This is a genomic window from Wenyingzhuangia sp. IMCC45467 (assembly GCF_054111205.1).
This window is the reverse complement of the sequence record NZ_CM134196.1, coordinates 3,333,464-3,348,128: the sequence shown is the minus strand read 5'-3', so window position 1 is coordinate 3,348,128 and position 14,665 is coordinate 3,333,464. Positions and strand designations below refer to the sequence as shown.

At 31.1% G+C, this 14,665-nt stretch carries 12 protein-coding genes; 6 read left to right on the top strand and 6 right to left on the bottom strand.

The annotated features are described in order from the left end of the window. The first annotated feature begins 42 nt into the window (after nt 1-42). Nucleotides 43-1,041, top strand: coding sequence for an SDR family oxidoreductase (locus ACXGQT_RS14225; RefSeq protein ID WP_457829243.1), 999 nt, complete (start codon nt 43-45; stop codon nt 1,039-1,041). Here ACXGQT_RS14225 and ACXGQT_RS14220 read toward each other — a convergent pair. The 3 genes from ACXGQT_RS14220 to ACXGQT_RS14210 form a co-directional block, all read right to left on the bottom strand. After that, a complete protein-coding gene (locus ACXGQT_RS14220; RefSeq protein WP_457829242.1) occupies nt 1,033-3,159 on the bottom strand; it encodes a LysM peptidoglycan-binding domain-containing protein in 2,127 nt (708 codons plus the stop codon). The genes ACXGQT_RS14225 and ACXGQT_RS14220 overlap by 9 nt on opposite strands. A 190-nt stretch (nt 3,160-3,349) precedes the next feature. Next, the gene (gene guaA / locus ACXGQT_RS14215; RefSeq protein ID WP_457829241.1) at nt 3,350-4,882 is read right to left on the bottom strand and encodes a glutamine-hydrolyzing GMP synthase; all 1,533 of its coding nucleotides are present in this window, start codon (nt 4,880-4,882) and stop codon (nt 3,350-3,352) included. 160 nt (nt 4,883-5,042) lie between these two features. Further along, nucleotides 5,043-6,128, bottom strand: a complete 1,086-nt coding sequence (locus ACXGQT_RS14210) for a helix-turn-helix domain-containing protein (protein WP_457829240.1) — start codon at nt 6,126-6,128, stop codon at nt 5,043-5,045. 241 nt (nt 6,129-6,369) lie between these two features. On the opposite strand from ACXGQT_RS14210, the gene thrS reads away from it, so the two are divergent. From thrS to ACXGQT_RS14185, 5 genes are all read left to right on the top strand, one after another. Further along, on the top strand, nt 6,370-8,313 hold the full coding sequence (thrS, locus tag ACXGQT_RS14205) for a threonine--tRNA ligase (RefSeq protein ID WP_457829239.1): 1,944 nt from the start codon (nt 6,370-6,372) through the stop codon (nt 8,311-8,313). A gap of 85 nt (nt 8,314-8,398) precedes the next feature. Continuing rightward, entirely contained in the window at nt 8,399-8,917 is a 519-nt protein-coding gene (infC, locus tag ACXGQT_RS14200; RefSeq protein ID WP_457830826.1) for a translation initiation factor IF-3, read from the top strand. Nucleotides 8,918-9,044: 127 nt separating this feature from the next. Then, nucleotides 9,045-9,242, top strand: a complete 198-nt coding sequence (rpmI, locus tag ACXGQT_RS14195; protein ID WP_068824420.1) for a 50S ribosomal protein L35 — start codon at nt 9,045-9,047, stop codon at nt 9,240-9,242. Nucleotides 9,243-9,393: 151 nt separating this feature from the next. After that, nucleotides 9,394-9,738, top strand: a complete 345-nt coding sequence (gene rplT, locus ACXGQT_RS14190; protein ID WP_073121366.1) for a 50S ribosomal protein L20 — start codon at nt 9,394-9,396, stop codon at nt 9,736-9,738. A 90-nt stretch (nt 9,739-9,828) separates the two neighbouring features. Continuing rightward, on the top strand, nt 9,829-10,527 hold the full coding sequence (locus ACXGQT_RS14185) for a TerC family protein (protein ID WP_457829238.1): 699 nt from the start codon (nt 9,829-9,831) through the stop codon (nt 10,525-10,527). 61 nt (nt 10,528-10,588) lie between these two features. Here the strand turns inward: ACXGQT_RS14185 and ACXGQT_RS14180 are convergent, their stop codons facing one another. The 3 genes from ACXGQT_RS14180 to pta form a co-directional block, all read right to left on the bottom strand. Further along, entirely contained in the window at nt 10,589-11,242 is a 654-nt protein-coding gene (locus tag ACXGQT_RS14180) for a hypothetical protein (RefSeq protein ID WP_457829237.1), read from the bottom strand. 118 nt (nt 11,243-11,360) lie between these two features. Continuing rightward, nucleotides 11,361-12,545, bottom strand: coding sequence for an acetate/propionate family kinase (locus ACXGQT_RS14175; RefSeq protein WP_457829236.1), 1,185 nt, complete (start codon nt 12,543-12,545; stop codon nt 11,361-11,363). A 3-nt stretch (nt 12,546-12,548) separates the two neighbouring features. Then, nucleotides 12,549-14,639: a phosphate acetyltransferase gene (gene pta, locus ACXGQT_RS14170; RefSeq protein ID WP_457829235.1), complete on the bottom strand. Its 2,091-nt coding sequence runs from the start codon at nt 14,637-14,639 to the stop codon at nt 12,549-12,551. Nucleotides 14,640-14,665: the final 26 nt, after the last annotated feature.

Below are 14,665 nucleotides of genomic sequence, written 5' to 3'. Positions count from 1 at the left end.
ATTTAACAATTAATATTTCCTAAAATTGATTAATTTCGAACTATGATTTTAGTAACAGGAGGAACAGGTTTGGTAGGGGCTCATCTACTCTATAAATTATGCAACACTAACGAAAAAGTAGTTGCCTTATACAGAGATGAAAAAACTAAAAGAATAACTCAAGAAATTTTTGAGCTGTACAAATCTATCAAAACCTACGAGAAAATCATTTGGAGACAAGCAGATATTACGGATATTCCTGCTTTAGAAATAGCTTTTAAAGATATTACTTATGTTTACCATGCTGCTGCCATGGTTTCTTTTTCTCCTAAAGACAGTGATAAATTACGAAAAGTAAATATTGAAGGAACTGCAAACATTGTAAACTTATGTATCTCCAACCATATTAAAAAGCTATGCTATGTAAGTTCTATAGCTACGCTTTCTAAAAAACCTGGCAGTAATATAATGGATGAAAATTCTGAATGGAATCCTGAAGGAGATCATAGCGACTATAGTTTATCTAAATTTGGAGCTGAAATGGAAGTTTGGAGAGGCTCTCAAGAAGATTTAGAAGTAGTAATTGTAAATCCCGGAGTTATTTTTGGTTTTGGAGCATGGAATGTAAACACAGGAAAACTTATTCAAAAAATTAGAAACGGATTTAAGTTTTATACATCTGGAATTACTGGAGTTGTTGATGTAAACGATGTTACCAATGCCATGATTAGCTTAATGATGAGCAACATTAAAAATGAAAGATTTGTGTTGGTTAACGACAATCTTAGTTTTAAAGACATATTTACTTTAATAGCTAATAAACTGAGCGTTAAACCTCCACAATATAAAATTAGCAGAAGTATTACTGAAGTAGTATGGAGAATTAATAGTTTTTTCTCTTTTATTTCTTTTGGTAACCTGCAAGTTGGCCTTAACAAATACAGTGCTAAAGCTGCTCAAAAAAAGAGATACTACAACGGTAATAAAATAAAAAAGAGTGTAGATTTTAACTACACTCCTTTTGATATTACCATTGATAAAATAGCCTCTAAACTATCTTAATCTTATTATTTTTAAGCCTTCCTTTTTTGTTTTCTCAATAGAGTTTACAAACACAGCTTGATTAGATTTTGTTGGTAATTCTCCATTTTTATACACAAAAGCCGTTTTACTTCTATAAGATGGAGCATAAAGATTTTTACCACCTGTTCTAGTTTTTAACACACGTAGTACTGCATCATACGTTACATCAAAACCACGAGTAGCATGATCACTTGGATATTGATTGTTCTTTCTTAAATAAGATTGCTCAAAAGATTTATTTTCTATTTCACCATACTCAACTTGGTCTGTAGCATATGTATAGTGATATTTGTACAAGGCATCGTATGATATTTTACTTATATAATCTGATTTTTCAAAAGATAAAATTCTCACAGGGGTTTTGTTCCTATTTTCTTTTGGCAAATTCACTACATTATTAAACACATCAGAAGTGACCACATTGTCTTTATCTGCAATTAAAATCCAATTAGGCTTATCTAACTTAATTTTATTTAAAAAATCTTGTTTAGCAATATAACCATTGGACAATGTTAATACTGACACGTCATTTGCTAAAATATTCCCCAAACTATCTTTTTTAGACAATTGATTTTTTAATTTTTGTAATTCATTTTGTTGATTTTTTAAACCAACTATTAATAAATGTTGTCCTTTTCTGTTTTCTTTTATAAAAGATAAAATCTCTTTCTTAAACAGAGCCTTATCTGTAGATGTTTTGATTAAATTACTATTCATAAAAGTGGTTTGCTTTTTAGAATAAATAGGATAATACACAGGAACCCCCGTAAACTGTGTAGCAACATACATAGCATTAGAGCTATATAAAGGCCCCACAATTACATCTGGCTGCATTGCTTTGTACTTCTCTATATTTTTATAAATAGAATCTACATGTTTTTCAGTATCTACAACATCTAAACTTACTTGTATCCCTTGCTTTTTTAAAGAATCTATAGCTATTTCCACCCCCATATAAAAATCAGATACAATGGTTGGTAAAGCTGCTGGATTGGCAAATAATGTTTCTTGACTTAAAGTATCATTCTTTTTAAAATCAAAAGGAAGCATTACCATTGCTTTAATAGGTTCAGTTGTTACTATTGAGTCTTTAAACCATTCTTGGTCTCCAAATAATTGATGTGTATTTTTAAACCCCATTAATAACTTTCCTCCATCATCTATGATATCATCATAGGTTGGATTTAACGATTTTAAAGAATCTACAGATACTGAAAAATCCTCTAACACTACTTGTAAAGTATCTTTATCATTGTTATAATTATAAAAAACAGGAGTTTGTTTATAAAAAGGAGAGGCTGTACTTACTACAACACTTTCAATAACTTTTTTGGGTAATTGTAACACAGTTCCAATCACTAAGCTATCAACTACAACAGTATCATTTACCGCTAATAATTCATCAACACTAATTCCATAAGATTTAGAAACACTATACAACGTTTCTCCTTTAGATATTACGTGTGAATTCTCATCTGGTTTTTCAGAAATTTGCATTTGAGCAGCAGGATTATTGGAAGCAGGAATTTCTATAACTGCTCCAACTTTTAATCCATCTTTTGCCATTTCAATATTTGCAGCTTTTAATTCATCAATAGTAATATGATATAATTTAGAAATACCATACCAAGTTTCTTTACTTTTTACAATATGATTTTTTGATGCTTTTAAAACCTCAGGTTCTTTAAAAGGGACTTTCAACTCTTGTCCTATTTTTAAACCTTCAAAAGTTAAAACAGGGTTATCTTTAATTAAAGTAGTCATTGGCACATTATACAACTTAGATAAGCTATACAATGTTTCTTTTGGTTTTACAACGTGAATCCCTAAAGAATCTACCCCGTTTGATGAAATTAAATCGTTTTTATTATCTGGTCTACGATCTTTGGTTCTTTTTGTTTTCTTATCTAATTTTAACGTTGTAGTAGGAATTTTAACCAAAGTATTTTCTTTAGGCCATCTTGACGTGTTTGGATTTGCTTTCATCAAATCTCTATAACCAACATCAAACTTTTTAGCTACATCTCTTAGAGATTCTCCTTTTTCTGTTTTATACTCTTTTACTTCTTGCGCAAATAAAGAAGTACTTAATAACATTAAAAAAAAGCTACATATTTTAAATATTCGCATAGTGTATAAGGGTTCTTTTCTAATGGCAATATTACATATATTATACCAAATATGAGTAATTAGTAGCCTTGAATGATTGAGGTAAATTAATTATTAATAAAACAAAAACGCCAAATAACTGTTGTTATTTGGCGTTTTATTTAATTTCTTTTAAAAATTACTCCCATTCAATAGTTGCTGGTGGTTTAGAGCTAATGTCATAAACAACTCTGTTTACTCCTTTAACACTATTAATAATTTTATTTGATATTTCTTGTAAGAAAGGGTAAGGTAAGTCTACCCAATCAGCCGTCATACCATCGGTAGACTCAACCGCACGTAAAGCAACAGCTTTTTCATAAGTACGCTCATCTCCCATTACTCCTACAGATTGAACAGGCAATAAAATTGCTCCAGCCTGCCAAACAGCATCATACAATCCGTGTTCTTTTAATCCATTAATAAAAATAGCATCTACCTCTTGTAGCATTGCTACTTTTTCTGGAGTAATATCTCCTAAAATACGAATAGCCAATCCTGGTCCTGGGAAAGGATGACGTCCTAACAATTCAGGATCTATTCCCATTGATTTTCCTGCTCTACGAACTTCATCTTTAAAAATCATACGTAAAGGCTCTACAATTTTTAACTTCATAAAGTCTGGTAAACCTCCTACGTTGTGATGAGATTTTATGGTTGCTGATGGCCCTCCATCTGCAGAAACAGATTCGATAACATCAGGATAAATAGTTCCTTGTGCCAACCATTTTACATCTTCTATTAAGTGAGCTTCAGCATCAAAAACATCAATAAATGCTTTTCCAATGGCTTTACGCTTTAATTCAGGATCAGATAAACCTTCTAATTCTTTCATGAATCTGTCAGTAGCATCCACTCCTTTTACATTTAAGCCCATTCCTTCGTATTGTTTTAATACACCCTCAAACTCGTTTTTACGTAACAAACCGTTATTAACAAAAATACAGTATAAGTTCTCACCGATAGCTTTGTTTAATAAAACAGCAGCCACAGTAGAATCTACCCCACCAGACAATCCTAAAACCACTTTATCGTTTCCTACTTTGTCTTTAATTTCTTGAACAGTAGTTTCTACAAAATTATTCGGTGTCCATTCTTGAGCTACTCCGGCAATTTTTACTAAAAAGTTTTCTAACAATTTAGTTCCGTCTGTAGAATGATATACTTCTGGATGGAATTGAATTGCATAAGTGTCTTCACCTTTTACATGATATGCTGCATTCTTCACATCAGGTGTACTTGCAATACACTCATAATTCTCAGGTAAATTTAAAATGGTATCAGAGTGGCTCATCCATACTTGGCTTCCTTCTTTAATTTCATCAAATAAAGGATTGGTATGATCTAAGAAAGATAAATTGGCTCTACCATATTCTCTTGTGTTTGATGCTCCTACTTCTCCACCAAAAAAGTGTGCTAAGTATTGAGCTCCATAACAGATTCCTAATAATGGTTTTTTACCTTTTACTTCTGACAAGTCAATTTTAGGAGCATTCTCTCCTCTAACAGAGTGTGGAGAACCCGATAAAATAACTGCTTTATAATCAGCAAAATTGTATTTTTCGCTGTTGTATGGGTGAATTTCACAATAAATGTTTAATTCTCTCACTCGACGAGCTATCAGCTGCGTAACTTGAGATCCGAAATCTAGAATAAGTACTTTTTGTTGCATGCGCAAAAATAACTTTTTTTGATTTGATTTCAAACCTTAAAACTACTTATTCATAATATCTAATTAACACACCTATTCTTTTATAGATAATACACAAACTCATTATTAATAATTTGTTTGGTAAATTTACAGACTACCCCAAAAAACAACTTTTATCCCCCTATAAAGACATTTTTAATCTTTTAGGATTTTCAGAGGGTAAAAAACCGTTAGTATTTAGAAATGCTTTTGAGAACTTACTATAGTTTTCATAATGAAACATGGTTGCTAGTTCTTTAATTTTACAATCTTGTTGATTAAGTATTTGTAAAGCTAGTTTCATTTGTTTTTCCTTAAAATATCCATAAATGGTAACGCCATACAAGGCTTTAAAATCTTTTTTTAATTTAGTTGGAGAAACCTTAAACATTTCTGAAATTTCTTCTATTCCCATAAACTTTTCAAGTAAATGATCTAACAAATAGTCTTCTACTTTTTTCAAAAGAACTCTATCCTTACTTTTTAATTTTGATGTTTTAGAAACCACAGCATGTTGGTAATTTTCTAAAAACAATTCAAAAAAAGTATAAGTTGTTTTTTTTAGCGAGATATAATTTGGTTTTGTGTCTGAATTAAAAGCATTGTAAAACTCATCATAAACCAATCTAAACTCTTCAATATTGATAGTATAGTTAATAAAGTCTATATTCTTGTTTTCAAACAATTCAATGACTGATGCAGGTAAGTTTGGTAGTGTTTTAATATTGTTTTCATACCAAGCTTTATCAAAATAAATTTGATATAAATTCTCTGTAGCTCCTTTAAAATGAAAATTTTCAAATTTTATTTTAGGCCTTAAAAAACTCAATGAATAATTTTTTACTACAACATTATTTATCTTATAATACTTAGAAGGATATTCATTTTTAACCTCATTAATAATTAAACAATAATAGATTGATGTTTCTGATTCATCATATATGGGAGTAAACGAAATGTTGTTCTTAAAATAAATATGAGAATTAATACACCACAACCCCTTTTCAAGTTCTGCATAACCAATCCTAGATTTAACAAAGGAATTATCACAATAAGTCAATTGTCTTTCGGCATCGTGTTTAACAAAAGGATATTTAATATTACTCTCTACTATTAATTCTGGAGAATCTGCTAAGTAAAATAGTTTAAAAAAACCGTTAGAATAAGAAAAAAAATAGGGTTTATATTTTATAAACCAATTGTTAATTTTAGTAACTACAATATTCATTAAAAAGATTTAATTAATACACCCTGTTTCTTCCTTTTTCCCCTAGCTTTTCAAAAATAGTTTTTTTTGTTCAAAAATTAAATAATTTACAGTTCAAAGAATCTTGTTTGGTAAAAATAAGGTTCTAATTTTAAGATAAATCCCTTATCCAAAAACCAGTTATTTAGCCACAATACTTTATACTATATACTTTTGTACTTTATACTTTAAATGTATCTTTGCTCAGCAAAAAATATTTATAATGATTAATATTACTTTACCCGATGGAAGTGTAAGAGAGTACGAAAAAAACAGTACTCCAATGGATGTGGCTATGAGCATTAGCCAAGGTTTAGCCAGAAATGTGATTTCTGCAAGCTTTAATGGACAAACCGTTGAAACCAAAACCCCATTAACCACCGACGGTAATTTAACCTTATATACATTTGAGCAACCAGAAGGAAAAAAAGCGTTTTGGCACTCTTCTGCTCACGTGTTAGCACAAGCTATTCAAAAATTATATCCTGGTGTAAAATTGACTATTGGTCCGGCCATAGAAAATGGTTTTTACTACGATATTGATTTTGGAGAACACAAAGTTTCTGAAAACGACTTTCCTAAAATTGAGCAAAAGTTTTTGGAATTGGCCAGAGGTAAACACGAGTTTACTTTACGCGAAGTTTCTAAAGCAGATGCTTTGGCTAAATACAAAGAAGAAAACAATCCATTTAAAATTGAATTGATTGAAAATTTAACCGATGGAGAAATTACTTTTTGCGATCATGATGATTTTACAGATTTATGTCGTGGAGGTCATATTCCAAACACTGGAATTTTAAAGGCCGTAAAAGTAATGAGCGCTGCAGGTGCTTATTGGAGAGGAGATGAGAAAAACCCTCAATTAACACGTATTTATGGAATTTCATTTCCTAAAGCAAAGTTGTTAACGGAGTATTTAGAATTACTTGAATTAGCAAAACAACGTGATCACCGTAAGTTAGGGAAAGAATTAGAATTGTTTACTTTTTCTCAAAAAGTAGGACAAGGATTACCTTTATGGTTACCTAAAGGAGCTGCTTTAAGAAGTAGATTAGAAGATTTCTTAAAAAAAGCACAAAAGAAAGCAGGTTACGAAATGGTGATGACACCACATATTGGTCAGAAAGAATTATATGTTACTTCTGGTCACTATGAAAAATATGGAGAAGATAGTTTTCAACCTATCAAAACTCCAAAAATGGACGAAGAGTTCTTATTAAAACCAATGAACTGTCCGCACCACTGTGAAGTGTTTAACTACAAGCCTTATTCTTATAAAGAATTACCAAAACGTTATGCAGAATTTGGTACTGTTTATAGATACGAGCAAAGTGGAGAATTACACGGAATGACACGTGTACGTTGTTTTACACAAGATGATGCACATATTTTTTGTACTCCAGACCAATTAGACCAAGAGTTTAAAGATGTAATTGATTTGGTACTATATGTTTTTGGTTCTTTAGGTTTTGAAGACTTTACAGCACAAGTGTCTTTAAGAGATCCTGAAAACCCAAGTAAATATATTGGTTCTGATGAAAATTGGGACAAAGCAGAAAATGCAATTATAAACGCTGCCAAAGAAAAAGGTTTAAATTATGTGGTAGAAACAGGTGAAGCTGCTTTTTACGGACCTAAATTAGACTTTATGGTAAAAGATGCCTTAGGTAGAAGTTGGCAGTTAGGAACTATTCAGGTAGATTACAATTTACCTGAAAGATTTGACTTAACCTACAAGGGATCAGACAATTCAGATCATAGACCAGTAATGATTCACCGTGCTCCTTTTGGATCTATGGAACGTTTTATAGCAGTGTTGTTAGAACATACTGGAGGTAATTTCCCCCTTTGGTTAATGCCAGAACAAGTTATTATACTGCCAATCAGTGAGAAATATCAGAAATATGCCGAAAAAGTTTCAGAATTGCTAGAAAATTCCGAAATTCGCACGCTAATTGACGACCGAAATGAAAAGACCGGTAGAAAGATTAGAGATGCTGAGGTGAGCAAGATTCCATACATGGTAATTGTAGGAGAAAAAGAGGAAGGAGATAGTAGTGTTTCTGTAAGAAAACACGGAGAAGGAGATTTAGGAAATTTTTCTATAGAAGATTTCATAAAACATGTATCTAACGAAGTAGAAAAAACCTTAGTAACATTTAAATAGAGTTTAATTTCTCATAGTAATATGAGAGCAAAAATATAAAGCCATAGCAATTAAAAGAAGAAGGTCTAAAGGACCTGCGAGAATTATTAAAGAAAATCCACACAGAATTAACGAACATATTCGTTATGTGGATGAGGTACGTTTGGTTGGAGAAAATGTAGAAGTTGGAGTTTACCCTTTAGCCAAAGCAAAATTTTTAGCAAAGGACTTAGAATTGGATTTAGTTGAAATTTCACCTAAAGCAGTTCCTCCTGTGTGTAAAATTATCGATTACAAAAAGTTCCTATACGAGCAAAAGAAACGCGATAAGGTTATGAAAGCGAAAGCAACAAAAGTAACTGTAAAAGAAATCCGTTTTGGACCTCAAACAGACGAACACGATTACGAGTTTAAAAAGAAACACGCTATTAAATTTTTACAAGATGGTGCAAAACTAAAAGCGTATGTTTTCTTTAAAGGTCGTTCTATCATATTTAAAGATCAAGGGCAAATTTTATTATTAAAATTGGCTCAAGAACTTGAAGAATATGGTAAAGTAGAACAAATGCCTAAACTAGAAGGTAAACGTATGATTATGTTTATTGCTCCTAAGGTAAAAAAGTAAAAGCTAGTTTCTAAAATTTTAAAAGTTATCCTGTTAAAAGTTTACTTATAGTAAATATTTACATTTTAACAGACTTTTAATTTTAAGAACTATAAAATAAAATAAGCAAGAATAAAAACTTATAGAGATGCCTAAATTAAAAACAAAATCTAGTGCTAAGAAGAGATTCAAAGTAACTGGAACTGGAAAATTAAAAAGAAAGCACGCTTTTAAAAGTCACATCTTAACAAAGAAGTCTAAAAAGCGTAAGTTGAAATTAACTCATGATGGGTTAGTTCACAAAAGTGATGAGTCAAACATCAAAAATCAATTAAACTTAAAGTAATTTAAGTTTAACGGGAATATTAAATTATTAACCATGGAGTGGGCTTTAAGAATTAATAATTATTGAATGACGAATTACGAATTATCCATTCGTAATTACTAATTGAGAATTCGTAATTGAAAATCGCCTTACTACAAAAAACATTGAAATTATGCCTAGATCAGTAAATTCAGTAGCTTCAAGAAACAGAAGAAAAAAAATCTTGAAGCAAGCAAAAGGTTACTTTGGAAGACGTAAAAACGTTTACACTGTAGCAAAAAATGCGGTTGAGAAAGCAATGGCTTACTCTTACCGTGATAGAAAAAACAAGAAAAGAAGTTTCCGTGGATTATGGATTACTCGTATCAACGCGGGTGCACGTATTCATGGATTGTCTTATTCTCAGTTTATGGGGAAAGTTAAAGCTAACAACATCGAGTTAAACCGTAAGGTTTTAGCGGATTTAGCAATGAACAACCCAGAAGCTTTTAAGGCCATCGTCGAAAAAGTAAAATAAATTTAAAATAACATCTTGCTTATATTTTAACCCTCTAACTTTTGTTAGAGGGTTTTTTAATTGCTTAAATTTGACCAAAAAAATTAAATTATGTTACAAGAAATTATCATTCCATTAATTTCACTAGTATTCTTAGAAGTTGTATTAGGAATAGACAATATTATATTTATTTCCATTTTAACCGATAAATTACCCGAAGAAAAAAGAGATAAACTCCGTATTATTGGTTTGTCCTTAGCTGCTATTATAAGAATCGGACTGCTTACAGTTGTTTCTTGGATTTTAAAACTAGATAATGCCTTATTTACTATTTTAGGGGTTGGGTTTAGTGGTAAAAATATCATTCTATTTGGTGGTGGAGTCTTTTTACTTTACAAAGCAAGTACAGAAATTTTTCATCATACGGAAAACCATCAAAGCCATCCTAATAAAAAAGTTAAAAACCCAACTTTTAGAAATTTATTAATTGAAATTTTGCTACTAGATATCGTATTTTCTATAGATTCTATTATTACAGCTGTGGGAATGGTCCAAAATTTATACGTTATGTATGCTGCTATTATTATAAGTGTACTTGTTATGATTTTTGCTTCAAAACCTATTGTTAACTTTATTAACAAACATGTTTCTTTTAAAATATTAGCACTGTGTTTTTTAATGATGATTGGAGTTTCGTTAATTGGAGAAGGACTTCATTTTGAAATTCCTAAGGGATATATTTATTTCTCTATGCTGTTTGCCTTTTTGGTAGACTTGATACAGATTAAAACCGTAAAAACAAAAGAATAAAAAAAGAGGCTATCTAAAAAATATATAGACAGCCTCTTGATAAAAATGTTCTACTATAAGTTTAGAAAAAATATCTAAAACCTACCGATAAATCAGACAGCAAACTAGAACTTCCTAAACTAGTATAAAGATTACTTGAACTTTGCTCTCCCCCTCCTGAATCATTATTATTATTATTATTACTATACCTATAACTTAAAAGATCATTAAAACCAACATTTAGAGATATGTGCTTATTAAGCACACAACTAAGTCCTGGAGAAACCGAAACAACAAAGTATTCTTCATCAGTATTATAAGTATTAGTATTATTAACTTTAGTAATATTTGTAGTACCATACATGATTGCCCCTGAAAAATTCAGAAAAAAACTCTGATAAACCTTATAATATTTGACTGCTAAAATACCTAAAGCATAGGAATCTGTTTCCATACTAAAAGTTCCATTTATTTCATTAACATTTTTTGTTTTAGCATATCCAGTATTAATACCAATCATTAAATTATCTTTAATAAAAAAACCGACAGAAGGGTTTATAGAGTAGTTTTCACTTTCTAAATTTTCTCCATTAACATTGGTGTTTTCTGAGTTAGATATAGTAAAACCACCTCCTATGCTAAAATTACCCTTAGAATAGGGAGATTCAAATTCTGTTTCTTGAGCAGACATGATCATTGTTGCTAAAAACAACACACTAAGTAATACTTTTTTCATAACATTTATAATTTTTAAAATTTATACAAACTCTCAAAACTAAGAGTGCAGTCAAAATAAAAAAAAGAGCTTATTAAATTGACAAACTCTTTAAATATTATTGATTGTAATCACAAATCTATATCAATGCAAAACATTGCTTGGCGATTTCTAACTCTTCATTGGTTGGAATAATGAGCAATTTAACTTTAGAATTTTTAGTTTGAATTTCTGTTAACTCTTTAGGTCTGATATTATTTAAGGTTTCATCCAGCTCTATCCCTAAAAAAGATAAGTTTTTACAAATTAACTCCCTTAACTCTATACTATTCTCCCCTGCTCCAGCAGTAAAAACAATCACATCTAACCCATTCATAGCGGCAGCGTAGGCTCCAATGTACTTTTTTACTTTATATGCATACAATTCCAATGCTTCTTCACAATCGGTATTTCCTTGTTGGGCTTGACTTATTAAATCTCTAAAATCGGAATAACCTGTCATTCCCAACATACCACTTTCTTTATTTAACATATTACTTACTTCGTCAACAGAATATCCTAAGTTTTTAATTAAATGCAATACAACAGACGGATCTATATCTCCAGTTCTTGTTCCCATTACCAATCCTGTTGTTGGAGAAAACCCCATAGAATGATCTACACATTTACCGTTTTCTACAGCCGATACCGAAGCACCATTCCCTATATGCAACGTAACTAATTTGGTACGGGTAGTTCCTAAAAACGCATTGGCTTTTTCAGATACATATTTATGACTTGTACCGTGGAATCCATAAACACGAATTTTATTCTCTTCGGTAATCTGCTTAGGCAAAGCATATTTATAGGCTATTGATGGCATGGTTTGATGAAAAGCCGTATCGAAAACCACCATTTGTTTTGCTATTGGAAATAATTCTTCACAAACCTCTATACCCAATAAATTTGCAGGATTGTGTAAAGGTGCCAAAGAAAACAAATCTTTAATTTTAGATTTTACCTCAGGAGTGACCAATCTAGTTTTAGAAAAAGTGCTTCCACCATGAACCACTCTATGCCCAATTAGTTTTAAATCATTTGTGGATTTTAATATACCTACTCTTTCATCTAACAAGTAAGAAACCAACATAGTTAAACCTTCTTTATGATTTGCAATAGCTGTTTCAACCTCTACTCCTTCTCCATGAGTAGGACTGTATTCAAACCTTGATGTTTTTTGACCTATACGCTCTATTAATCCACCACAAATAACTTTTTCTGATGGCATTTCTATCATTTGATATTTTAGAGAAGAACTCCCTGAATTGATAACTAGTACATTCATATTTTATAATTCTTGTGCTTGTATTGCTGTAATAATAACTGTGTTAAAAATATCGTCAACGGTACAACCCCTACTTAAATCGTTAACGGGTTTGTTTAGTCCTTGTAACATAGGTCCAATAGCTAAAGCTCCTGTTTCCCTCTGAATAGCCTTATATGTATTATTCCCTGTATTTAAATCTGGAAAAATTAATACAGTTGCTTGTCCTGCTACCTTAGAGTTTGGCATTTTACTTTTTGCTACTCCAGCATCTACAGCAGCATCGTACTGAATGGGTCCTTCTACTTTTAAATCTGGTCGTTTTACTTTTACAATTTCTGTGGCTGCTCTTACCTTATCTACATGTGCTCCTTTACCAGATGATCCTGAAGAATATGACAACATAGCTACTCTTGGTTCTATTCCAAAATTTGCTGCTGAATCTGCAGAGGAAATGGCAATTTCTGCCAATTGTTCTGCTGTAGGATCTGGATTGATAGCACAATCACCAAAAACAGAAACTCTGTTTTCCATACACATAAAGAAAACCGATGAAACTACAGATACATCTGGTTTGGTTTTAATAAACTGCAAAGCGGGTCTAATAGTGTGCTGTGTGGTGTTTACCGCCCCCGAAACCATTCCATCTACCAATCCTTTGTGTACCATCATGGTTCCAAAATAAGATACATCTGTCATGGTATCATGAGCTGTATCTAAATTCATTCCTTTATGTTTTCTTAATTCATAAAGAGTATTTACAAAATCATCTAAATATTCAGACTTCACAGGATTTATTACTTTTATTTTATCAAAATTAATAGCAATCCCTATTTTTTCGGCCTTTGTTTTTAACTCATCTATATCTCCTAATAAAGTAATATCTACAATATTTAACGTAGCTAACATGGCTGCTGCCTCTAGTACTCGTGCATCATTCCCTTCGGGCAACACCACTCTTTTCTTTTGTTTTTGAGCTCTATCCACCATATTGTATTGAAACATTTTTGGTGTCATCCCTTTCACTTCAAAGTTGATTAACTTATTGGTTAAATCATCAGTAGGTACATATTTATTAAAAATTCTTAAGGATGCTAAAATTTTATCGGTATTCTCTGAATAAATCTGAGCTTTAACATTGGCAACGTTGGTTGCTGTTTCAAAAGTTCCTGTTTTTACAGATACAATTGGTACAATGTCTGACAAACCATCAATTAACCTTAATATAGTTTCTTCTGGTTTTAATCCCCCTGTTAATACAATTCCAGCTACTTTTGGATAATTTTTAGAGGTATTGGCTTGCAAAGATCCTAAAATAATATCTGCTCTATCTCCAGGTGTTACTACTAAATAATTTTCTTCGTAATGTTTTAGGTGATTTCTTAACTGCATAGCTCCTACTCCATATGCATTAATAGGGTTGTTTAAGCCCGATGCTCCAAACATCACCTCAGCATCTAACTCTCTAACTATTTCTGCTACGGTTGGACTTGATAATTTATCGGAAAAAGGAACTGCACAGGTAACTACTGATTTGGGTACAATTTCTGAAATCCTTTTTTCTACTTTGGTTAAATGATCTCTACTTACTTTGTTAACTACTACTGATAAAACCTCAACATCCCCATTTTTAAAGGTATCATAAATTAACTTTGTGTTTTCAATAGTATTGTCTACAGATTCTTTTGATGCTTTGCTGATTATTAAAACCGGGATTCCTAAATTTTTAGCAATACTTACGTTTAAATCTGCTTCTACCGAAGTGGCATCTCCTTCAAAATCGGTACCTTCAACCAATACAAAATCATATTTAGATTCCATTTTTTTGTATTGTTTGATGATGGTATCAATAACATCCCCTATTTTTCCTTGATTTCTTTTTGTAATGACTTCTTTTCCTGTAAACACAAAAGCATCATTGTAATCTATATCTAAATCAAAATGAGAAATAATGGTTTCTATATGAAAATCTTTTTTATTTTTTGCTACAGTAATAATGGGTTTTAAATAACCTACTTTGGTTGTTTTACCTAACAACAACCTCATTAAACCTAAGGTAACAATAGATTTTCCACTGTTTGAATGTGATGCAGCAATGTAAATAGCTTTACTCATAACGTATTTATTTTAATAACAAAAGT

What these genes read in the sequence shown, in the direction of transcription:
- ACXGQT_RS14210 (WP_457829240.1), bottom strand. Translation starts at nt 6,128, where the DNA reads ATGAATATTGTAGTTACTAAAATTAACAATTGGTTTATAAAATATAAA.
- pta (WP_457829235.1), bottom strand. Translation starts at nt 14,639, where the DNA reads ATGAGTAAAGCTATTTACATTGCTGCATCACATTCAAACAGTGGAAAA.
- rpmI (WP_068824420.1), top strand. Translation starts at nt 9,045, where the DNA reads ATGCCTAAATTAAAAACAAAATCTAGTGCTAAGAAGAGATTCAAAGTA.
- rplT (WP_073121366.1), top strand. Translation starts at nt 9,394, where the DNA reads ATGCCTAGATCAGTAAATTCAGTAGCTTCAAGAAACAGAAGAAAAAAA.
- ACXGQT_RS14220 (WP_457829242.1), bottom strand. Translation starts at nt 3,159, where the DNA reads ATGTTATTAAGTACTTCTTTATTTGCGCAAGAAGTAAAAGAGTATAAA.
- ACXGQT_RS14175 (WP_457829236.1), bottom strand. Translation starts at nt 12,545, where the DNA reads ATGAATGTACTAGTTATCAATTCAGGGAGTTCTTCTCTAAAATATCAA.
- ACXGQT_RS14180 (WP_457829237.1), bottom strand. Translation starts at nt 11,242, where the DNA reads ATGAAAAAAGTATTACTTAGTGTGTTGTTTTTAGCAACAATGATCATG.
- ACXGQT_RS14185 (WP_457829238.1), top strand. Translation starts at nt 9,829, where the DNA reads ATGTTACAAGAAATTATCATTCCATTAATTTCACTAGTATTCTTAGAA.
- guaA (WP_457829241.1), bottom strand. Translation starts at nt 4,882, where the DNA reads ATGCAACAAAAAGTACTTATTCTAGATTTCGGATCTCAAGTTACGCAG.
- ACXGQT_RS14225 (WP_457829243.1), top strand. Translation starts at nt 43, where the DNA reads ATGATTTTAGTAACAGGAGGAACAGGTTTGGTAGGGGCTCATCTACTC.
- thrS (WP_457829239.1), top strand. Translation starts at nt 6,370, where the DNA reads ATGATTAATATTACTTTACCCGATGGAAGTGTAAGAGAGTACGAAAAA.